This is a genomic window from Cryobacterium sp. MDB2-A-1, from assembly GCF_004402675.1.
In the GTDB taxonomy this organism is placed as follows: Bacteria; Actinomycetota; Actinomycetes; order Actinomycetales; family Microbacteriaceae; genus Cryobacterium; species Cryobacterium glucosi.
The window spans coordinates 1-20,919 of the sequence record NZ_SOFK01000030.1; the positions used below are offsets into that span (position 1 = coordinate 1).

Genomic DNA, 20,919 nt, shown 5'->3' on the forward strand with positions numbered 1-20,919 from the left:
CTTCACCGCTAGAAACGGATCCAAACCACGAGGTTTTTGGCATTTGACATTGTGCACGCTGTTGAGTTCTCAAGGATCGGACGCACCCGGCTTCAGGCCCTTGCAGGCTGTCGCTCCGAGGCAATTCCTTATTCTTCTTTCGTGTCGTTTCGCTCGGTCCCCCGCTAAGGGAATCTGGTGAAACGCCATCAATCTCGATCAGCGAATTTACGCGTTGATCGGGATTGGAAGTGGTCCCGCTTGAGGCCGGTAAGCGCTTCGGCTTTCCGAACCTGTGGGGTGACTTAGATGACTTTACGGTGAACCGTGGGGGGCCGCAACTCCCGGTCACATCCCGGGCGTGTCGGACAGATTGCACCTCTGTTTCGGGAAGGTTTCGCGCCCCTGAAGGCCTCCCGAAACCCTGCGGCTGCCTACCGTCGCACCGAGACCGTGACCGTGAACTTGGCGTTCCGGCCGACCTGATGCGTCGGCCCGACCAGGCGGGTGAGCGCCGGCCGGTAGCCGAGGTGTGTGTTCCACACCGTCCAGAGCTCACCGCCGGGCCGGAGCACCCGCGCGGCGTCAGCGAAGAGCTTGAGCGCGATGCCGGCATGCACGGAGGATCCGATGTGGAACGGCGGATTCAACAGGATCAACTCACTGGAAGCATCCGCCTGGGATCCGAGCGCATCGTCACGCACGACCGTGACCCGATCGGCGACCCCGTTGGCGATCATGGTGGCCCCGGCGGATGCGACGGCGGCGGCCGACTGGTCGCTCGCGATCATCGTGAGTCCGGTTCGGCGTAGCGCGAGCGCGGCCGCGAGCACGCCCGTGCCACAGCCGAGGTCGATCGCGCGGACGGCATCCGGTTTCATACGGTCAAGGAACTCGAGCAGGTACCGGGTTCCGATGTCGATCGTGGTGCCGGCGAACGCGGCGCCGTGCGCGCACACGGTCAGACCCAGGTCGTCATGCCTGCTGACGTGCGGCCAGGCCTGGCTCGCCTGTTCCGTCGCCCGGAGGGGACCGGAGGCACGCAAGACCCGGGACTTCTGCCGGGCCGGGGAGACGTGGAGCCGCTCGAAGTGCCGTGCGAGGACCTCGTTCATGGCCGGGGTCATGTGCTTGAGCCGCCCGCCGGCGACAACGACGACCGCGGGATCGGCGTACCGGGCGATCGCCTCGACGATCTCGTCGAGGGCAGCGAGGCTGCGGGGCAGCTGGAGGAGGACAAGGATTGCGCCGGACAGGAGCTCGTGGCCCAGTGGGAACGAGCGGTAGCGGTCGGTGAGGCCGAACTCGTCGGCATTCCGGGCCAGGGCCGCCTCGCCCGAGAGCGCGTCCTGGTGCACGCGGATTCCGGTGGCCCCGAAGAGCGCAGCCGCGCCGAGGGTGAGGGCGCCATACCGGTCCTCGACGACAACGAGCCGTTCGGCGGGAAGGCTCTCTGCCGCCTCGTCGAGGATCAGACGGTCGCTCGCGTCGACGGCAAAAAGGTTGGAGGCCTCGACGTCGGGGAAACGCCGGAGCGCGGCGAAGTCGAACGCAGTGGGGTCGAACGCAGTGGGGTCGAACGCAGTGGGGTCGGGCGCCACGGGATCAGCGGCCGTCAAGCGGGCGCCAGATGACCACCTGGTTCGCGCGGCGGGTTCTGGTGCCCGCGCGCATCGAGATGACCTCACCGGCCGAGCCGGCCGCGAAGACGCGGCGACCCGACCGGTTCAGCAGTTCATCGGCGAGGGCCGCTTCGAGTTCGCGCAAACGCGATTCGAGGCGGCGCACGTGGTCCTCGAGCGCGATGATCCTCCGGATGCCCTCGAGGCTCACGCCTTCGGCACCCAGCTCCGCGATTTCGCGCAGTTTCACCACATCACGCATCGAATACCGGCGAGACCGGCCCGGGGTGCGGTCCGGACTCACCAGTCCCAGGCGATCGTACTGTCGCAGCGTCTGCGGGTGCATGCCCGCAAGCTCTGCGGCCGTCGAAATGACGAACACCCGGGAGTTCTCGTCCACCGTCAGTCTCTCGCTCTCGCCAGCAGTTCGTCGCGCGGGTTCTCGTCGGGAAGGGCCGCCGCGAAAGCAGCGAGCTTCTCCTCGGCGTCCTTCGACAGGTGCGACGGCACCGCGACCTGGACCTCGGCGAGCAAGTCGCCGGTGCCCTTCGGAGTCACAACGCCGCGTCCCTTGACCCGCAGGACCCGCCCGCTCGGTGTGCCGGGGGCGATGCGCAGTTTGACCGGCGCTCCACCCAGGGTCGGCACTTCGATCGTCGCGCCGAGAGCTGCCTCGACGAACGTCACGGGCACGTGCAGCCTCAGGTTCAGGCCGTCACGCTCGAAGACGGGGTGCTTGCGCACCGTCACGGTGAGGACGATGTCACCGGCCTCGCCGCCGTCCGGGCTGTGCTGGCCCTGGCCGCGGAGCTTGATCTTCTGCCCGTCGGCGACGCCGGCGGGAATCCTGACCTTGATGGCCCGGCCATCCTGCGTCTGCAGGGTGATCTGGTCGCCGTGGGTCGCGGTGATGAAGTCGACGGTCGTGGATGCGATCACGTCCCGCCCGCGGGTCGGTCCGCCGTAACCGCGGAAACCTCCCGTGGACGTTCCGAAACCGCCGCCGCCGGCGCCGCCCCGGCCGAACATGCCGCCGAGCAGGTCGTCAAACCCGCCCTGCTGCTGGTAGGAGTAGCCCTGTTGCCGGGCACCCCCACCGAACATGCCGCCGAAGACGTCGTCGAAGCCGCCACCCTGCTGGGCGCCTCCGCCACCGGGGGCGGTGAAGCGTGCTCCACCGCCCATGGCCCGCACAGCGTCGTATTCCTTCCGCTGTGCGGGGTCGCCGATCACCGAGTGCGCCTCGCTGATTTCCTTGAACTTCGCTTCGGCCGCAGGATTGCCCGGATTGGAGTCCGGGTGATACTTGCGGGCGAGCTTGCGATAGGCCTTCTTGAGGTCGGCCGGCGTCACGTCTTTCGAGACGCCGAGGACCTTGTAAAAGTCTTTGTCGAACCAGTCCTGGCTAGCCATCGCTCGGTACCTGGACTACGACCTTGGCAACACGCAGCAGCGTCGAGCCCAGGAAATAGCCGGTCTCGACCACCTCGCCGACCGTGTCGACCGTCACATCGGGCGTAGGCATCTGGAAGATGGCCTCATGCACGGTGGGGTCGAACGGTTCGCCGACCGTGCCGAACGGCTTCACGCCGAGGCGCTCCACGCTCGTGCGCAGTTTGGCTGCGATGGTGCTGAATGCGGTGTCTGCGACGAGGTCGCCGTGCTTCTCGGCACGGTCCAGGTCGTCGAGCACCGGGATCAGGCCCTTGACGACGTCCACGGTCACGCGCTCACGCTCGATCTCGCGGTTCGCCTCGGTGCGCTTGCGATAGTTCGCGTACTCGGCGGTGACCCGCTTGAGGTCGGCGAGATGTTCACTCGTCGGCTCTGCGACCTCGCGCGTGGCGGCGTCCAGGATGTCCTGGACCGTCAGCTCGTCTTCCTCGATGCCCTCAGCGGATGCAGCGGCCTCGGATTCGGCGGACGCCTCGGCTGCCGCAGATTCCTCCGCGGCGACCGGCTCCACCTCTTCGTCGGACGGCCCGTTGACCGGACCCTTGTCCTTGGCCATTACTTCTTGGTTTCTTCCTCGTCGTCGACAACCTCGGCGTCAACCACGTCTTCGTCGGACTTGCCCGCGTCAGCGGTCGGTTCGCCGGATTCGGTGGGGGGCGTCGCGGCATCCGCCTGGCTCGACTTGTAGATGGCCTCGCCGATCTTGCCCTGGCTCTCGTTGAGCTTGTCGAACGCGGTCTTGACCGCGGCCTCGTCGTCTCCGGCGAGCGCAGACTTGAGCGCGTCGACGTCGGCCTGGACCTCGGTCTTGACCTCGGCCGGGAGCTTCTCGTCGTTTTCCTTGAGGAGCTTCTCGATCGAGTACGCGAGCTGCTCGGCGGTGTTGCGGGTCTCGGCGGTTTCGCGACGACGCTTGTCTTCTGCGGCGTGCTCTTCGCCCTCGCGCACCATGCGCTCGATGTCTTCCTTCGCGAGCGAGGAACCGCCCGTGATGGTCATGGACTGCTCCTTGCCGGTGCCCTTGTCCTTGGCGGACACGTGCACGATGCCGTTGGCGTCGAGGTCGAAGGTGACCTCGACCTGCGGGATGCCGCGCGGGGCCGGTGCGATACCGGTCAGCTCGAAGGTGCCGAGGTTCTTGTTGTCGCGGGTGAACTCGCGCTCGCCCTGGAAGACCTGGATCGCGACGGACGGCTGGTTGTCGTCTGCCGTGGTGAAGGTCTCGCTGCGCTTGGTCGGGATGGCCGTGTTGCGCTCGATGAGGCGCGTCATGATGCCGCCCTTGGTCTCGATGCCGAGGCTCAGCGGGGTGACGTCGATCAGGAGGACGTCCTTGCGCTCGCCCTTCAGCACACCGGCCTGGAGTGCGGCGCCGACGGCGACGACCTCGTCCGGGTTGACGCCCTTGTTCGGGTCCTTGCCGCCGGTCTCGCTCTTGACGAGCTCGTAGACGGCGGGCATACGCGTCGAACCACCGACGAGCACGACGTGGGCGATGTCGCCCACCTTGACGCCGGCTTCACGGATGACGTCCTGGAACGGCTTCTTGGTGCGGTCGAGGAGGTCTTCGGTCATCTTCTCGAACTGGGCGCGGGTCAGCGTCTCGTCGAGGTTGGCCGGGCCGTTCTCGGTCAGGGAGAGGTACGGCAGCTGGATGCTCGTGGACATGCTGCTGGAGAGTTCCTTCTTGGCCTGCTCCGCGGCTTCCTTGAGGCGCTGCTTGGCGATCTTGTCCTTGGAGACGTCGACGCCGGTGGTTTCCTTGAACTTCTTGATCAGGTAGTCGACGATGCGCTGGTCCCAGTCGTCGCCGCCGAGGCGGTTGTCACCGGCGGTCGAACGCACCTGGATGGTCGAGAAGTCGTCGTCCTTGCCCACCTCGAGGAGCGAGACGTCGAAGGTTCCGCCGCCGAGGTCGAAGACCAGGATGAGCTCGTCTTCCTTGCCCTTGTCCAGGCCGTAAGCGAGTGCTGCTGCGGTCGGCTCGTTGATGATGCGGAGCACGTTGAGGCCCGAGATCTCTCCGGCCTCCTTCGTGGCCTGGCGCTCGGCGTCGTTGAAGTACGCGGGGACGGTGATGACGGCATCCGTCACCTTGTCGCCGAGGTACTGCTCGGCGTCGCGCTTCAGCTTGGCGAGGATGCGGGCGGAGATCTCCTGCGGGGTGTACTTCTTGTCGTCGATGCCGACGGTCCAGTCGGTGCCCATGTGGCGCTTGACGGAAGAAATGGTGCGGTCGACGTTGGTGACAGCCTGGCGCTTGGCGGTCTCACCGACGAGAACCTCGCCGTCCTTGGTGAATGCGACGACGGACGGGGTGGTGCGGAAGCCTTCGGCGTTCGCGATGACGGTGGGTTCTCCACCCTCGAGGACGGCCACCACCGAGTTGGTGGTTCCGAGGTCGATGCCTACTGCACGGGCCATGTGTGCGTTCTCCTTCAAAGTGTGAGCTCAACGGGACAATCGGTATGATCGACCAGAGTTGAGCGGTATTGACTCAAGTGTGGCACCGCCCGAAATCGGAGTCAAGCCAGCCAGCTGAAAGTTGAGTGTGAGTGACTCAACTTTGGATTCCCGATCAATTTCCCCACTGTTCCCCGGCGACCACTACTCTGAGCGCATGACTGGGACAGCGGAACAGCGCGGCACGGCAGATCACCCCACCCCGGCCGGGCGCGGCGTGATCGCCTGGAGCCTCTGGGACGGCGGTTCGGCCGCATTCAACGCCGTCGTCACGACCTTCGTCTTCACGGTGTACCTCACCGGGTCGTCGTTCGGCGACAAGGATGTCATCTCGGCCCAGCTCGGCTGGGCGCTCGCGATCGCAGGCCTGCTCGTGGCCCTGCTCGCGCCGATCACGGGGCAGCGCTCCGATGCCTCCGGTCGCCGGAAACTCTGGCTCGGCGTGAACACCTTCATCGTCGTCGGCCTCACCGCCGCGATGTTCTTCGTGCAGGCCTCGCCCGACTTCCTGCTGCTCGGACTGATCCTCCTCGCCGCCGGGACCGTGTTCTACGAATTCGCGACCGTCAACTACAACTCGATGCTCGGCCAGGTCTCCACGCCGAAGACGATCGGCAGGGTCAGCGGATTCGGCTGGTCGATGGGCTACTTCGGCGGCATCGTGCTGCTGCTCATCCTTTACTTCGGCTTCATCCACCCCGACGTCGGTCTTTTCGGCGTCACCGACGCAAACGGGCTGTCGGTGCGGGTGTCAATGCTCATCGCGGCAGCCTGGTTCGGCCTGTTCGCCCTGCCGCTGCTCTTCCGGGTGCCCGAGTACGCGGCTCCCACCGCCGCCCGGCGCGAGCGGGTCGGCTTCTTCCGCTCCTATGTACTGCTCGGGCGCGACGTGGCCGCACTCTGGCGCGGCGACCGCCAGCTGGCGCTCTTCCTGATCGCGAGCGCGGTCTTCCGCGACGGCCTCACCGGGGTGTTCCAGTTCGGCGGCATCCTCGCGGCCGGCACCTTCGGTTTCTCGAGCGGCGACGTGATCATCTTCGCGATCGTCGCCAACGTCATCGCCGGCATCTCCACCGTGCTCGTCGGCCGCCTCGACGACCGCCTCGGGGCCAAGAACGTGATGGTGGTCGCCCTGTCCGGTACCATCGTCGCCGGCCTCGCCGTCTTCTTCTTCGCCACCGGCGGCGCGACCATGTTCTGGATCTTCGGCCTGCTGATGTGCGTGTTCGTCGGCCCGGCCCAGTCCGCGAGCCGCAGCTTCCTCGCCCGTGGCATCCCGGCCGGGCGCGAGGGCGAGATCTTCGGCCTCTACGCGACGACCGGCAAGGCGGCGACCTTCCTCGCACCAACGCTCTTCGCCCTGTTCGTCAGCGTCTCGGGCAGCCAGGTCTGGGGCATCCTCGGCATCGCGCTCGTGCTCCTGGTCGGGCTGCTGATGCTGATCCCGGTGAAGGCGAAGCAGCACCCGCTCGGGTAGCTGGGCGATCTCTGTTCATCGACTGGACATCCGCTGTGATCTCGCCCACGGGCGGCATCTTTGTCAGGCTGGAGAGATGACAACTCAGCAGATCCAGAAGGCCGAACTTCTCAACGCGCTCCATGTCCCGGGCACACCGCTCATCGTGACGAACGTCTGGGACGCCATCACCGCGAAGATCGTGTCGGAGGCGCCCGGCGTGCGGGCCCTGGCAACGGCCTCGCACTCCGTGTCCAATGTGCGTGGCCTCGAAGACGGCGGCGGGCTCACGGTCGACGAGGCGATCGCGGCGGCACGCATCATCATCGGCGCGGTCGACCTGCCGGTGTCGGTCGACTTCGAGAAGGGGTACGCAGCGGATGCCGCCGGCGTCGCCCGCAACGTCCGTCGCCTCGTCGAGGAGGCCGGCGCCTCGGGCATCAACCTCGAGGACTCGATCGGCGCCGCGAAGGCACCGCAGTACGACATCGCGACCGCGGCAGCCCGGGTGGCCGCCGCGCGCACCGGGGCCGACGCCGCGGGCGTGCCGCTCGTGATCAACGCCCGGGTGGACACCCTGGCCGGCGGCGGCGAATGGGACGAGGCCGTGGCCCGCGCCAACGCGTATCTCGACGCGGGCGCCGACGTGATCTTCTTCCTCGGCCTCGGGGACGAGGACAAGGTCAAGCGGGCCCTCGACGAGGTCAACGGCCGCATCTCCGTGATCGGGCACCCGGGCGCCGTTCCCCTGGCCCGTCTGGCCGAGCTCGGCGTCTCCCGGGTGAGCTTCGGACCGGGCACGCTCGGCCTCACCCTCGCCGCGCTGCAGCGCTCGGCGACCCAGCTCACCTCTCTCGGAGAATATCCTGCAGATCTGGGCTTTCCCTTCTCGCTCTAGCGGAATGCCGTGGCCGGCGGCGCGGTGAGTTCGGGAATATGCTCGGGAGAAAGTGAGAGGTTCCCGACATGAAACTCAGCGTCTCCGCCGCGCTGGTCCGCGGCATCCTGATCGGTCTGCTCCTGTTCGGAGCGGTATCGGCCTTCGCAGGGATGGTTCTCTGCTCCGGGTTCAACGGCGGCGGATTGCCGCTGGCCTACCTCGACGGCACACCGTTCACGTCCTACTTCGTTCCGGGGCTCGTGCTCGGCGTTGTCGCAGGCGGTACCCAGCTCCTGGCGGCGATCGGCCTGCTGCGCCGCAAGGACTGGGCACTGATCGCGACCGTCGTCGCGGGTTTCGGCATGATGATCTGGATCTTCGTGGAGATCGCCCTGATCAGGCAGTACGCTGACCTGCAGACGATCTACTTCAGCCTCGGCGCACTCGAACTGATCGCCGTCTACGCCCTGCTGGGCCTCGCACCCGGCGTGGTGCGGGATCTGGAGCCGATCCGGGAGCGAGTGGCCCGGTAGCTGCCGGTCAGCGGATGCGGGTGGCCTCGTTGTGCTCGACGAGCTCCCAGGTCGCGCCCTCGTCGTTGGAGACCCAGCCCTCCCAGGAGTAGGCGTCCGCGGTGATGGACACGAAGTTCCAGCGGATCGGCCGGCCGTCGGTGCCGGTACCGTCCTGGCGCAGCCCGTTGCGGTGCGGGGTTGCCACGAGGTGGCAGTACTCGCCGATGGCGGGGGCGAAATAGCTGACCCGCCAGGCGCCCGCGTGCGGGTCGTAGACGCGCACGGCCATGGCCACGGTTTCCCGTCCGTCGGGATGCGTGTCGCTCACGGGGACATCGACGATCTCGACGTCCTGCACCGCACGCCCGTCGAGCACGAACTCGACGATCCAGGTGAACTGACGCTCGTGCCAGTCGCCGGTCGCTTCATCGAGGCGTGAGCCCTTCGCGGCCCAGCTGCCGACGAGCTGGCCGAAGCGACGCATCCGGCCCGGGTATTCGGGCGTCGGGCCGGGCGCGATGAGCGCCTCGGCAAAACCGGGTACGGATGTCGTCGTCATGCTCCCGATTTTACCGGCAGCATGTTGCGCCCGTGTGAACCCGTCCTCTCGCTCTGGATCAGGACTTTTCCGGCGGGGGCGGAACGGGGGTTGCGGCTACTGCACGTCCGTCGTCGGGGCGATCGAGACATCCGTGCGGTGGAAGTTCTGGAAGGAGCGCGACGCCGTCGGCCCGCGCTGGCCCTGGTAGCGCGAGCTGTACTGGCTCGAGCCGTACGGGCGTTCGGCGGCCGAGCTCAGCTGGAAGAAGCAGAGCTGGCCGATCTTCATGCCGGGCCAGAGCTTGATCGGCAGGGTGGCCACGTTGCTGAGCTCGAGGGTCACGTGGCCGGTGAAGCCCGGGTCGATGAATCCGGCCGTCGAGTGGGTGAGGAGGCCGAGGCGGCCGAGCGAGCTCTTGCCCTCGAGGCGGGCCGCGATCGTGTCGGCGAGGCTGACCTTTTCATAGGTGGAGCCGAGCACGAATTCACCGGGGTGCAGGATGAACGGTTCGTCGTGGGGGATCTCGATCAGCCGGGTGAGTTCGGGCTGGTCCTCGGCCGGATCGATATAGGGGTACTTGTGGTTGTCGAACAACCGGAAGTACCGGTCGATGCGCACGTCGACGCTCGACGGCTGGATCATCTCCGGAGCGTAGGGCTCGAGCCCGATACGTCCCGCGTCGATTTCGGCCTTGATATCACGATCGGAGAGCAGCACGGGTCCAGCCTAACGGCGAGGACTTGATATGCTGGCACGGTTCCGGTGCAGGCACTGCCCGCGGCCGGACGCGCGGATGTAGTTCAATGGTAGAACTTCAGCTTCCCAAGCTGATAGCGCGGGTTCGATTCCCGTCATCCGCTCCGTGTCAGTTCCCAAGCAAAATGAGACTTTTCCCAGGCAAGGTGAGACTCGGAGGTGGCGAACCTGAAAGATTCGTTCACACCACGGTTGGCTGCGGTCACCGAACGTGGCTAGGTCAATTCGAGCCAGGCCCTACGAGCTCACTGAATCATGGCCAAACTCACCGTCATTGAGCCCGACCGGCGAAGTGGCCAGGCAGTTCGCCCTGAATCTAAGGACGGCCATCGGCAGCCGGAGCATTCGCACGGCCGCCAAAGATTGTGGGCTCGTGCACGCGACAGTCACGTCCATCCTCGACGGTCGAAACTGGCCTGATCTCGAAACAATTGCGAAGCTCGAGGCTGGTCTCGGCATCCCCCTCTGGCCAAGGTGAGGGAGCTTTCCGTCCTTCGGTTCAACGCGGAACTCGACTGGATGAAAGCTCGTGCCTAATCTGAAGACCGCGTTGAAGTCCCAGCCTAGGACAATGCATTCTCACCGCGAGAAAGAGCCGTCGAAACACCCATTCCATTGTGAGAGATCCCACGCTATTCGGGATTCGTCCCACCTAATCCGGGACTTACGAACACTCCATGGTGTTGTAGCAAGCCTTAACGGCAGGAACTTCCGCGGATCACGCCGGAGCCCGATGGGTGCTCGTCACGTTCCCAAGGCGAATTCGTGAGTTGCAGTCCGAGTGAACACCATCCGCCTGGCCGTTCGCATGAGCGTTGTTGTGACTTCGGTCACAGTTCAAACTTGAGGGCGACCTCGGGGTCGACCTATGGCCGGGTCGTAACCCCTCGTCTCCCGCCGTGCGTCGTTCCATGCAAGGCAACAAGTCACGCGTCACTACGCCCGAACTCGCAGTCCGCCGACTCGTGCACGCCCGCGGGCTGAGGTACCGTGTCCGCATTCGCCCCGTCCCAACGCTCCGGCGAACCGCGGACCTCATCTTCACCCGTGCGCGGGTCGCTGTGTTCGTTGACGGATGCTTCTGGCACGGATGTGCGGAGCACTTCGTGAGCCCGAAATTGAACGCTCGCTACTGGGGCCCGAAGATTCAGGCGAACATTACCCGCGATACCGAGACCACGTTCTTGTTGGAGAAGGTCGGTTGGACGGTGCTTCGGTTCTGGGCCCACTCAAGCGCGGCGGAGGTGGCGGACCGGATTGAAGTCGTGGTCCTCGAAGCTCGGCGGTGATTCAAGATGCATTGATGCGAAGGAAGCCGACGCGTAAAGCACACCTCGGCAGGTTCGCAGGCCATGTCCACGAAACAGGAGTCGCCACACCGGGGTCAAGGCATTTAAGCACCCATGCGGCCGAGCTTGACGGTGAGGTGTTCGAGGCGGCGGCGCCGGATTCATTTCCAAGGCCTGCAGCGGATGGTCCCTGCGGGTGCCACCGAATCGCTCAAACTAATAGAAATATGAGATCAATAAATAGTATAATAGATGATATATTTAGGTATGCCTAACGCGTCTGGCCTCCATGGGCCGAGGACTCTGACCCGGTCCCGGCAAGTCTGCATTCCCGTTACTCTGTTGAGGCAACTCGGACTGGGAGAGGGCGACGACGTGTACTTCGAGCTGTCGCCCGACGGCAAGGCCATCCTCATCCGCGCGGCCGCAGACGTGTTCGGTCCTTCGGGTGCCCGGCGATGACCGCCCGCACAGACCCGCGTGGCACCCTCCCGCACGCCTGCTCTCACCACAACCCGCGCCACGGCGCATTTGAATGTCGTAGGGACATGACAATATGAGCCACGTGAAGAATGATAACCAACTGAGTGTGCTCGAGATCTGCGCCGGTGCGGGAGGGCAGTCCGTTGGCTTGGAGATGGCCGGATTCGGCCACTCCCTCGCTGTCGAGATCGACCACGACGCCACCGACACCCTGCGCATGAATCGGCCCGAGTGGGTCGTGCACGAAGGTGACGTCCGCGAAGTCGACGGCCGTCTGTACAAGGGCGTCGATCTCGTCGCCGGAGGCGTGCCATGCCCCCCGTTCAGTATTGCCGGCAAGCAGCTCGGCGCCGACGACGAGCGCGATCTGTTCCCTGAGGCACTCCGCTTGGTACGGGAAGCACGCCCGGCCGCGGTAATGCTCGAGAACGTGAAGGGGCTGGCATCGGCCCGGTTCGCCCCCTACCGCCAGTCGATCTTGGACGCGCTCGACGGGCTCGGCTACGACGCCGACTGGCAATTGTTCAACTCCAGCCAGTTCGGTGTCTCCCAGCTGCGCCCTCGGTTCATCCTCGTCGCGATGCGCCGCCACCACTTCAAAAAGTTCGAGTGGCCCCGCACCCAGGGAACACCTCCGACTATCGGGCAGATTCTTTACGAGCCAATGGCCCGGGACGGCTGGGCCGGGGCTGCGGCGTGGGCGAGGGCCGCGAACAACATCGCCCCTACCGTGGTCGGCGGTTCGAAGAAGCACGGTGGCGCCGACCTCGGCCCCACTCGCGCGAAAACGGCGTGGCTGCAGTTGGGCGTTGACGGCAAGGGCATCGCCAACGAAGCACCCAATGCCGACACCCCTCTCGGCCACATTCCGCGCCTTACCAACGAGATGGCGGCTTTGGTGCAGGGCTTCCCGCCGAACTGGAAGTTCTCCGGCAAGAAGACGTCTGTGTACCGCCAGATTGGCAACGCGTTCCCGCCGCCGGTAGCCATGGCCATCGGCGAGTCCATCGCCACCGCGCTCGGCGTGACTAGTCGGGGTAAGGCGGAACAGGATGCAGTTCTGCGAGCCGTAGGTTAAGACTTTGAGACATTCTCCCGGTGCTTGATCTCGGCCGCGATGCTGCCTTCTTGCCACGCTTCCAAATGTGTGAGGCGGCGCTCGTAGACAAACCGATAGATCTCGGAGACGCCCGCGCTGAATCCCAGCGCTCGGAACTCCTCGGAGTCGGGACGGGGTGGCGGGAGTAGATCAACCATTGCCGTGGGCCAATCTCGGCGCCGGCCCGGAGATCCGTTCGCCTGCCGCTGCAACCCTCCAGAGGCCACCGTCCATTTCAACCGAGCCAGGCCCCGGGATATCGGCGGGGACGACTTGCAGGCTGACGAATTCTCCCGGTTCTGGGACCGCGACCGCGAGGGCCCCGGCGAGATCCCGTTGGGCGCTGTAGTCTCCGCCGAGAATCAAGTACCCCTCCGGCCGGAGAGCGCTTCGGGAACCGCCGTTGTATCGGACCCGTTTCATGTAGTCGTCCTGTTGCGCGACTGTCGCCACGATGTTTCTCGACAGCCTGCAGTTGGTGGCGACACGGAAGAGTTCATTGAGCCTAGCTTGGCCGCTGCGCTGCGCGAATATCCGCTCAACCGACGCCGTGGGAAGTTGCAGGAGGGCATTGGGCTGCATTGGGGCAAGGTGGTGCAGCCAGCGAACCTGCTGGCGACCGTAGGAGTTGAGCCCCGTCTTCTTGTCGCGGTTTTCGCTGGTGCGGCGATTCGCCTCAGTCACGCGGACGATTCCGGCGCTCCACTCGGAACGGCGGTCGTCGGCGGAGAGGCCGAGGATCAGCTGGTCGAAGCTTTCCAAGGGGAGCATCCAAGCTCCGCTGTGGGAGTACTTGCAGTCCACCTCATGCCCGGCGATATTGAAGTCGAGGACGTCGCCGTCGTCGAAGCGGAACTCGCGCTGCAGGTTAATCTCGATGAGAGTGCCGAAATGGGTTTTCTCCGTCTTGAATAGCTGGTCGAGCCGGTAGCGCCCGGTGTGCTGCCCGTCGTACAGCTGGTCGAACGTCGAGCGGAACACCTTCGCCATTCTCGCGCCGTCGGGGTCGAGGCGGCGCAGTGCACCGGCTACTTCGGAGAGTGCGGAGTCGGGCGGACCGTCGGAAGGCAACTCAAACAGGGACACGCCGCTACTCTATGCGCACGGAAACATACCCCTGTGCGTTCCGGTGGTGCACGGTCCCGGCGTCTTGTCACGAATCAGTGACCTTCCCGCAGTGGGACGGCTGTCCACCGCACGTGCGGGGCACGCCACTTTGCACCGAGTCAGCGGCGCGGCATCCGAAAGCGAGCCTCGACCGCTCAGTTGCCCGAGCGGACTAATCCGCCTCGTTAGCGCGCCGCTCGTAGTGCTCGACGTGGTCGACGAGTAGCTGCTCGACGGACTTGCCCAACATGGCGAGGGTTGAGACGTTGACGTTGAGGACGCTCGCAGCTTTCGTGAAAGGGGAGTTGATAGTGAATTCAACTATTTGCATCTGGGACGAGTCAGGAACGTCCGCTGTGTACGTGAAGAGGACTCCGGTTGTCGTTAGGAGGTCGAACATGGCCAGCTCCTCTTCCGCACGAGCGTCTGCCAGCGTGCTCAATCAACCTACATTGGTTCGCCGACATCAAACGCTGAACGGAAGTCCTGGCACCCAGGCGTTCTGCTCCAAGCTCACTCGCCTGGCCGCACTACCTCGTCACAGGCCTCGCAATACCAGGCACCCACAACCGCCTCCATTGACAACAGACAGGACGGGCAGTTTGGAGCGGCAAGAAAGTTGAATCCATCCTCCATTCTGTGACCCTATCGGGGCGGAACTTGGCATGCAACGCTTTGGACGCCTCGTCGCTCTCATCCGTGAGACTGCACCGACATCGGCCTCGGGCAGGCCCAGGACCTTCACGGCTGCGTCAGGCGTCAGCAGCCCCGGTCGCCGCAATATCGCGCCAGAGCGTATCAATCGTCACGCCCGCACCCGAGTGCTCGACGCGTACAATCCGGCGGATCCGGCTGGTTGCGTGCCAATTGAACTCCGTCATCTCGTCGTCGAGAGCATCGCCCATTGCCCGGATTCCCCGACACCGCACGCCTCACCCAAAGTGCGGCCCCGAAATTGCGAGCACAGCGCCGCACGGCACACAGCGCCGGCTCTCTGTTGAAGCTAGAGAACTGCACGCCCCAACACCGATTAGCAGGGCGACTCGACGGCGCCAGGAACCAAGTACTTTCACACGGATCTCGCGCTTCTGAACACCTCTATCCCCGCCAAATGCTGGCCCTGTCAATCGGGGTGTCAAGCGTCGGGGATGTCTGAACAGGCGGCCCGCTCCGGCAATGTCAGTGGGCCCCCGTAGCGTGAGTGTGACAGGCCATTCGTCCTGCAAAATCAAGGAGTCATAGTGAAGGTAAGCCCGTACTATTCTTCAAATCCATCCGACCCCGATGTCTATCACGACCACACTGACTGCCCGACCGGCAAGCAGATCCCGGCCAGCAACAAGCGGTCGGGCACGAATGGCTATCGGCACTGCAAGCAGTGCGCTGACAAGGCCTAGGTAGTTCAAACGGGGTGGATGCGTCGCAGCATCTACCCCGTTTTCGCGTCTTGACAACAACGCACTTAGCCTGGCTCACGCCTGTCGGGTCAAGAATGACCTGCCAGGGTCAAATGGTTCACGCGACGAAATTCCGGATTTGCTCAACTTGCTCGACAGTTAGACCCCGTTCAGGTCGCGTACCGATTAGGAGCGGATCTTCATCTCCAAAGGCGATATGCATACTGCGGCGCTGGGCTGTCCAAGGCCTGACCCCTGGGTCCCCAAGCAGATCATCTACCATGACGAATCGGCTCTCCTCGGTGAATCTGTGGACAGCTTCCGTCTTGATCCAGATGCCTTGCCACGTCAGGTCGCCTTGACGTGTTCCGACCTTGGCTATCGGCCACGGTCCGCCGTGCAATCCCAAGGCGGGCATCAGAAAGTTCGCAGCGTCGTCCCACGTGGTGCACCACACCGGCCGCACCAATCCCTCGTCGATCAGCTCGTTCAACGCCGTTACGACCGCGGGGCTTACCCATGCGTGCGATGGATATGGCCGAGGGGTCTTGAGTTCAACTCTTAATAGTCCCGGCCACACAGCCCCGAGATACAAAGGTGAGGCGCAAAGTCCGCCATCGACATCCATGAACAAGGGCACGGGCGGCCGATCCGGTCCGGTACCCATCGCGTCTTCCAATCCCTCGAACCTCACCATTCGACGCCAGCTCGTTTCGTGCTTCGAACCGCTAGTCTCGCATCAGCACCTGTTCTATGGGGGATCTGAACTATGCGCCTGACAATGTATCTACTTCGAGACGGCTCGACCGGTGACAGCTCCGTGCTTCGGGAGACGACGTCATACGGGCAACTGGCACTAAGACCGGAATTCGAGTCCATAGCGGCCGCGTTTTTCATTAGCGGCGAGGCCAAGGGGCCAAGCTGGCTGACAGATCTCAAACTCGTAGCTGACATCTCTGCAGACGAAGAGAATCTCCTGACCCGGAGCCTCGGCGCCGTGATTCTCGTGTCAGTGCGCGAGCGAGTCGTGGCGGTTACATTCGGCACGGGCTTCCATGCCATCCGGCCGGCCTTCATCGAAAGAGGCTTTGGCCTGCGGGTTACGGCCAACCTAATATCCATGAACAAGATTCGGGGATCACAGACCCGCGGAGTCGCGGGCAACTCCCGTGATCAAAAGACCTTGCTTCCCGTGGACGGTCAGTTCGGAGACCTAAACGTGGAGGTTGATGAGGATTGGCTCCGACAGCTCTCCGGAAAGTCTTCTGACCTCACAGTCGCGAGTTCGCTGTCCGGATCCGACTCTCTGCGAATCACCGTTCCCAATTTTTCTCTCCGTAACTTGGCGGAAAAACTGGACCAGGTTGTTGCGGTCTACGGCCAACAGGAATATCGGGCGAGGTTTCCGTTCCTGGACCAAATCACGCCCATTGACAAGAGCGATCCGCTCATCGTAGATCTCGACGCACTTGTTGACCAGCAGCTACGGGCACACGATCATTCGGTGGCCTTTGCAGCGCCCGATCCCTTCGATCAAGGAGACGTCGACCACTACGAGCTAACCGCGCAATATGGGAGGTATGTCCTTCAGGATCTGGACAACGCCGGAGTGTTCAGCGTGGTGGAGAATTTGGATCCTGACAGAAGCCCTATCGAGGATGTCCGTGTCTTTGCCCTCGACGCTGACGATAATCTCGCCGACCGGGCCCAGTCACTGAAGGCATACGTCCAAACCGAGGTGGCCCTCGAGGGACGTGACTACCTGCTGTCGGCGGGTCTCTGGTTCGCTATCCAAGATGACTTCGTCGAGCAGATAAACAGGCAAATCGCGGCAATCCCCGACATCACGGACGAGCTCAACCTTCCCAGGTGGAATGCCCAAGAGCTCAAGGATGATCCCTCGGACACGAGCGCGGAGGGCTCATACAACATCCAGACTTCCACACAGCGAGGATATGCACTCCTTGACAAGAAGTTAGTCATCTTTGGGCGCAACGAACGACTCGAGATGTGCGACCTCCTCACCGAGAACGCTGAGTTTCTTTGCGTGAAGACGGCGTCAAGCTCGCCCACGCTGTCCCATCTGGTTGCGCAGGCAGTCGACAGCGCGGCAGCTTGGGGAGCTCCCGAATACCAACGGAAACTCGCTGGCGTTTGGGGGGAGTTGAAGGGTGCCGACGCAGTCTTGCCGAGCAGGGCCGAGGCGACTTTTGTACTGGCAATCGCAACTCCCAAGAATGTTCCTCTGAGTGAGAGTCTCTTCTTCTTCACGAAGGTACAGATCGCAAACTGTTACCGACTCATCACGCGCCAGCAGTTCAAGTTTGCGCTCGCCCGAATCGACCTGGATCCAGCCCCCATAGAGAAGAAGGCAAGAAAGAGAAAGGTCTCATTCGAGCCATCGCCTGAAGAATGAGTCTTGCGCGAATGCAAAGATGGTCATTAGTATGGCCGCACGGGAACTGATTCCAATACGTGCCCGTGAACGGGATCCGAAGCCGCGGGATCCACATCTCAAATTCCTTCTAGCGCTCGAACAAAGTACATATAGGGCCGCCCGCGACTGCAACGGCGCCGTAAAGGATACCGGCAAGCCCTATTGCGGCCCCAATCACTGAAACCGGCAGCCCGATAATTATCGCAGCGCTTCCTGCCCACCCATAGAGGAGCAAGAGGAGGCGTGTGCCAACGCGTTCCGCACATTTGGATGCCGCGTGCGCCGACCTCGCGGAGGGCCTTCTCGGCCCACATCAGGTTGCCGTGCCAGTCGCCGGCGAGCACCACGAGGGTGTCACCTTGGTCGAGGGTTGGGGGTGTCAGCGTCATGATTTTCCTATGCGCGGTCTGGGGTGAGGGTGTGCCGGCAGGCGACTCGCCACGGCTTTGCTTAGTGCTCTTTGGGTCGGCTGATTTCATGGTCTGCGGTGAGCCTGGCCGCGTTCCACGCCAGCCGTTCGACGACTCCGGGGTTCACGCCAGTCGGCGCTGGGATGGCTGCCTGTGCAGCGATGAACTCATGGATCGTGGCCTGAATGGTGGCCTCGATTCTGTCCGGCCGGAGCACTGACCAGGAGGCGGCCTCGGCCACCAGCCGTTTGATGCTGACCTTGCGGTGGTCGAACACCCCGTCCACGGCCATCGCCATGTCCCAGCTCATACGGCCAGGCTGGAAGAAGTTCGGCACCGCGTCGTAGAGCTCGGAGACACTAGTCCCGTTCGCGTCATGGATGAGTCCGACGTTTTTCGCGTGAGCGTCGTTGTCGCCGACGAGGACGTGGAAGACCAGCTGCCGAAGCCACTCCGTGGTGGCACCATCGGAGTCTGGGAACGTTCCAGTCAGCTCGGCGACCCGGAGGGCGCTGGGCCGTGCCGGGTTGGCGAGGAAGGCAGGGTCCTGGAACTTCGCGTCGGAGTCCCGCCAGTCCAGGCCGAGGGCCTGGGCGACGTCCTCCTGGTGAATGAGGCTGACCGTGTTCCCGGTGACGCTGCGGTCGAACCGTTCGATGGCGAGGAAGGTCGTCTGGCCGAAGGTGATGATCTCGCTGGCGAAACGGGAGAGCTTCATGTGCCGGGCGAGTTCATGGCTGTAGAACTCGTTGTGGATGTTGCCAGGGCGGGAGGTCAGCTCCGGTTTGAGGATGTGCGTCGAATGGGCTCGGCCGTGCGGCTGGTACCAGCCGGATCCGAACCGGGCGAGGAGAAGCTTGGGCTGGTAGCCGGGAAGCATGGACCTGCTGTCGTCCTGGGTTCCGAGGTCGTGTTGCTTGACGGCCTGCCGCAGCCGTTGGGCGACAGCCCCTTCGTCCAACTGCTCGTAACGCGGAGTGTATTTCGGCGGCTCGTCAGGGTCGCGGAAGGTCAGCGCACCGCCGATGGAACCGCCGAATTCCCGGAGGAGGCCGAACAGGTCGCCAGGGTCGATGCCTCGACGCTTGGCCATCGCGGCGCGGTGGTTGCCGTCCGGTGCGTAGCCGCCGAAGAAGTTGGAGACCAGAGTGGCGTCTGGCTGGACACCCGGCAGGGAAGCGAATGATTCCGTCAGTGTGATGTTGCCGGGCTGGTAGCCGCTGTCCCAGGTGAAGTTGACACGGCTCTTGTCGTGCTGGCGGCCGCGCCGGTAGGTCACGACTTCGCCGATGTAGTCGTCGTGGAGGAACACGGCTAGGGCCTCAGACATTGTCGTGCTTGCCGAGCGTGTAGGTGACGCTGAGGGTGATGCCTAGTTTGTTCAAGGCTCGGAACAGCCGAGTGATATAGAGGGTGGGTTTCCCGTTCTCCAGCTCCTGGAGATAGTTCCGGGAGATAGCTAAGTCACCGGCCAGGTCCTCTTGGCGGATGCCGCGGGACTCGCGAACTGCTTTGATAACGGCGCCGAGGTCACGGAATCTCCGAATGGTTGCCGTGCTCATGGTGGTCTCCGTTCTAAGGCGGCGGCACTTCCGCCGGATGCCAGTATATCCGTGCATGCCGGTATGCAAGCATATCCTGGCATAAAGCGATGGGAGGATATTCGTGCATTCATCTCATGGCGTCAGGTTTCGACGCCAAATCCGTGTCTGCCAGACGTTGACTCGAATACAACGAGTACCGCTGGACCCTCTTGGACACCGGGGAGCCCCGTATGCCTCGCTTCGGGACGTATAGGCCCAACCGGGGGTCTTGCGTGACAGCATAGATGGTCATTAGTATGTCCGCAACGAGAACTGATGGAAACTCAAATACGCCAACCGGCAGTTGGCCTACGGCCTTTAGCCTGACCGTCTTCCTTCGTGTGAGCACCCCAGCGCGCGCGACAGAGTCCGGGTCAGCGCGCAGACCGTGGATGAAGCGGATGGAGATGTATATGGCTAAGCAGCTGAGCACAAGCAAATTGAGTGGCCGCCACGCACGGGCTCGGCCCACTACCCCAGCGGGAACCTTTCACCCCTCGGATCCTGGGGTCGGCACATCATCTAGCATCTCGGGGCATGCTCGATCCGCGCGCCTAAAGGACAGAGCAAGCCCCGTGGAAGGCCTGTATCGCCGGCAATGGTGGCGTTGGGACCAGCAGTCCGGCGATATTGTGAACGACTGTGATGACACGCCATGAGTCGAATCCGGCGTCTTAGACGAGTTCCGGAGGTCCCCGAAAAGCGATCAACTAGCGAAGGAGCGACTGATGAAACTTGAGACCTTCTGGCTCGAACTTGATGCGACTTGGGGGCTACTCTCCACCGACGAGGTTCTGAAGATTCTTGGATTGCCGGTGGATGAACCTCAGCTGCTGCTCGATCTTCGAAGACGCGGACAACTACTCGCCGTTGAACGCGGACTGGATTACTTGTACCCTGGCTTCCAGTTCACAGGAGAGCGCGTGGTTGAACCCGTCGTCCCCGACCTCATCGAACTCGCACGCGAGGTTGGTTGGAGCCAGATCGACCTCATTGTCTGGCTCTGCTCGCCTTCCGGCTATTTCGGCGGTGACCGACCAGTCGAGCACCTGCACGAGACCGAGCGACTACTCAAGAACGCTCGAAATGAAGCGACCGTCGAGTGGTGACAGCCCACTCACGAGCCGAAAACGGGCACCTGCGTCTTCTCAAGACTTGGCTGCGGCATTTTGTTTGCGGGAGGCCTCTGCCCTCGCGTAGTCGCTGATTTCGTCGAGGATGATGTCGGCATTGGCGATGTCCTCTAGTCGCATGATGATTTCTCCTCGAAGCATCTTGGCGATGCGGTCGTAGCTGGAGCCTGTGGCTCTCGCGTACGCCTTCAGGGTCAGCCTCTTCTTGATCATCTGAGTCCTGATTTGCACTGCACAGTGGTGTTGCATCTGGGCCGCACGCAGGGCGCCTCGCGACCCCTCCTGGCCCAAGTCATTCCATCCTGGATCCGCTC

Annotated in this window: 21 protein-coding genes and 1 tRNA gene; 9 read left to right on the top strand and 13 right to left on the bottom strand. The window is 63.6% G+C overall.

Translation table 11 applies throughout. From position 1 onward, the window contains the following. Nucleotides 1-413: 413 nt before the first annotated feature. From E3O39_RS11860 to dnaK, 5 genes are read right to left on the bottom strand one after another with little or no spacing between them, the layout of a single operon-like run. Nucleotides 414-1,580 carry a methyltransferase gene (locus tag E3O39_RS11860; protein WP_134448628.1) on the bottom strand — a complete coding sequence of 389 codons (1,167 nt, stop codon included), beginning with the start codon at nucleotides 1,578-1,580 and terminating at the stop codon, nucleotides 414-416. Between the two features lie 4 nt (nucleotides 1,581-1,584). After that, nucleotides 1,585-2,001 carry a heat shock protein transcriptional repressor HspR gene (locus E3O39_RS11865; protein ID WP_134448372.1) on the bottom strand — a complete coding sequence of 139 codons (417 nt, stop codon included), beginning with the start codon at nucleotides 1,999-2,001 and terminating at the stop codon, nucleotides 1,585-1,587. A 2-nt stretch (nucleotides 2,002-2,003) separates the two neighbouring features. After that, complete coding sequence (locus E3O39_RS11870; protein ID WP_134448374.1) at nucleotides 2,004-3,014, bottom strand: DnaJ C-terminal domain-containing protein; 1,011 nt, start codon at nucleotides 3,012-3,014, stop codon at nucleotides 2,004-2,006. Then, nucleotides 3,007-3,612: a nucleotide exchange factor GrpE gene (locus E3O39_RS11875; RefSeq protein WP_134448375.1), complete on the bottom strand. Its 606-nt coding sequence runs from the start codon at nucleotides 3,610-3,612 to the stop codon at nucleotides 3,007-3,009. Before E3O39_RS11875 ends, E3O39_RS11870 begins: the two co-directional genes overlap by 8 nt. After that, a complete protein-coding gene (dnaK, locus tag E3O39_RS11880; protein WP_134448377.1) occupies nucleotides 3,612-5,480 on the bottom strand; it encodes a molecular chaperone DnaK in 1,869 nt (622 codons plus the stop codon). The genes E3O39_RS11875 and dnaK overlap by 1 nt, the downstream gene beginning before the upstream one ends. A 196-nt stretch (nucleotides 5,481-5,676) precedes the next feature. Between dnaK and E3O39_RS11885 the strand changes: the two genes are divergently transcribed. The 3 genes from E3O39_RS11885 to E3O39_RS11895 all read left to right on the top strand — a co-directional run bounded on the left by E3O39_RS11885 (nucleotide 5,677) and on the right by E3O39_RS11895 (nucleotide 8,388). Continuing rightward, the gene (locus E3O39_RS11885; protein WP_134448379.1) at nucleotides 5,677-6,996 is read left to right on the top strand and encodes an MFS transporter; all 1,320 of its coding nucleotides are present in this window, start codon (nucleotides 5,677-5,679) and stop codon (nucleotides 6,994-6,996) included. A 76-nt stretch (nucleotides 6,997-7,072) separates the two neighbouring features. Continuing rightward, on the top strand, nucleotides 7,073-7,873 hold the full coding sequence (locus E3O39_RS11890; protein WP_134448381.1) for an isocitrate lyase/phosphoenolpyruvate mutase family protein: 801 nt from the start codon (nucleotides 7,073-7,075) through the stop codon (nucleotides 7,871-7,873). 68 nt (nucleotides 7,874-7,941) lie between these two features. Continuing rightward, nucleotides 7,942-8,388: a hypothetical protein gene (locus E3O39_RS11895; RefSeq protein ID WP_134448383.1), complete on the top strand. Its 447-nt coding sequence runs from the start codon at nucleotides 7,942-7,944 to the stop codon at nucleotides 8,386-8,388. Between the two features lie 7 nt (nucleotides 8,389-8,395). Here the strand turns inward: E3O39_RS11895 and E3O39_RS11900 are convergent, their stop codons facing one another. Further along, nucleotides 8,396-8,929 carry a hypothetical protein gene (locus tag E3O39_RS11900; protein WP_134448385.1) on the bottom strand — a complete coding sequence of 178 codons (534 nt, stop codon included), beginning with the start codon at nucleotides 8,927-8,929 and terminating at the stop codon, nucleotides 8,396-8,398. Nucleotides 8,930-9,025: 96 nt separating this feature from the next. Further along, entirely contained in the window at nucleotides 9,026-9,628 is a 603-nt protein-coding gene (gene dcd / locus E3O39_RS11905; protein ID WP_134448386.1) for a dCTP deaminase, read from the bottom strand. A gap of 72 nt (nucleotides 9,629-9,700) precedes the next feature. Here dcd and E3O39_RS11910 point away from each other — a divergent pair. From E3O39_RS11910 to E3O39_RS11925, 4 genes are all read left to right on the top strand, one after another. Then, a tRNA-Gly gene (locus E3O39_RS11910) sits at nucleotides 9,701-9,771 on the top strand. A gap of 795 nt (nucleotides 9,772-10,566) precedes the next feature. After that, nucleotides 10,567-10,956, top strand: coding sequence for a very short patch repair endonuclease (locus E3O39_RS11915; RefSeq protein ID WP_255454118.1), 390 nt, complete (start codon nucleotides 10,567-10,569; stop codon nucleotides 10,954-10,956). A gap of 267 nt (nucleotides 10,957-11,223) precedes the next feature. Beyond that, the gene (locus E3O39_RS19705) at nucleotides 11,224-11,418 is read left to right on the top strand and encodes an AbrB/MazE/SpoVT family DNA-binding domain-containing protein (protein ID WP_166787338.1); all 195 of its coding nucleotides are present in this window, start codon (nucleotides 11,224-11,226) and stop codon (nucleotides 11,416-11,418) included. A gap of 94 nt (nucleotides 11,419-11,512) precedes the next feature. Then, nucleotides 11,513-12,517, top strand: coding sequence for a DNA cytosine methyltransferase (locus E3O39_RS11925; RefSeq protein ID WP_134448392.1), 1,005 nt, complete (start codon nucleotides 11,513-11,515; stop codon nucleotides 12,515-12,517). A gap of 171 nt (nucleotides 12,518-12,688) precedes the next feature. Here the strand turns inward: E3O39_RS11925 and E3O39_RS11930 are convergent, their stop codons facing one another. The 3 genes from E3O39_RS11930 to E3O39_RS18995 all read right to left on the bottom strand — a co-directional run bounded on the left by E3O39_RS11930 (nucleotide 12,689) and on the right by E3O39_RS18995 (nucleotide 14,550). Beyond that, on the bottom strand, nucleotides 12,689-13,624 hold the full coding sequence (locus E3O39_RS11930) for a NaeI family type II restriction endonuclease (protein ID WP_241985059.1): 936 nt from the start codon (nucleotides 13,622-13,624) through the stop codon (nucleotides 12,689-12,691). A gap of 193 nt (nucleotides 13,625-13,817) precedes the next feature. Then, nucleotides 13,818-14,045 carry a hypothetical protein gene (locus E3O39_RS11935; RefSeq protein ID WP_134448394.1) on the bottom strand — a complete coding sequence of 76 codons (228 nt, stop codon included), beginning with the start codon at nucleotides 14,043-14,045 and terminating at the stop codon, nucleotides 13,818-13,820. Between the two features lie 352 nt (nucleotides 14,046-14,397). Next, on the bottom strand, nucleotides 14,398-14,550 hold the full coding sequence (locus tag E3O39_RS18995; protein WP_166787339.1) for a hypothetical protein: 153 nt from the start codon (nucleotides 14,548-14,550) through the stop codon (nucleotides 14,398-14,400). Nucleotides 14,551-15,811: 1,261 nt separating this feature from the next. Here E3O39_RS18995 and E3O39_RS11940 point away from each other — a divergent pair. Beyond that, nucleotides 15,812-17,458: a DUF6119 family protein gene (locus E3O39_RS11940; RefSeq protein WP_134448396.1), complete on the top strand. Its 1,647-nt coding sequence runs from the start codon at nucleotides 15,812-15,814 to the stop codon at nucleotides 17,456-17,458. Nucleotides 17,459-17,929: 471 nt separating this feature from the next. On the opposite strand, the gene E3O39_RS11945 is transcribed toward E3O39_RS11940, so the two are convergent. Beyond that, on the bottom strand, nucleotides 17,930-19,219 hold the full coding sequence (locus E3O39_RS11945) for a type II toxin-antitoxin system HipA family toxin (protein ID WP_134448398.1): 1,290 nt from the start codon (nucleotides 19,217-19,219) through the stop codon (nucleotides 17,930-17,932). Next, entirely contained in the window at nucleotides 19,212-19,451 is a 240-nt protein-coding gene (locus E3O39_RS11950; RefSeq protein ID WP_166787340.1) for a helix-turn-helix domain-containing protein, read from the bottom strand. Before E3O39_RS11950 ends, E3O39_RS11945 begins: the two co-directional genes overlap by 8 nt. 749 nt (nucleotides 19,452-20,200) lie before the next feature. Here E3O39_RS11950 and E3O39_RS11955 point away from each other — a divergent pair. Further along, nucleotides 20,201-20,581, top strand: coding sequence for a hypothetical protein (locus tag E3O39_RS11955; protein ID WP_134448402.1), 381 nt, complete (start codon nucleotides 20,201-20,203; stop codon nucleotides 20,579-20,581). A gap of 39 nt (nucleotides 20,582-20,620) precedes the next feature. On the opposite strand, the gene E3O39_RS11960 is transcribed toward E3O39_RS11955, so the two are convergent. Next, nucleotides 20,621-20,818: a hypothetical protein gene (locus E3O39_RS11960; RefSeq protein ID WP_134448404.1), complete on the bottom strand. Its 198-nt coding sequence runs from the start codon at nucleotides 20,816-20,818 to the stop codon at nucleotides 20,621-20,623. Between the last annotated feature and the right edge of the window lie 101 nt (nucleotides 20,819-20,919).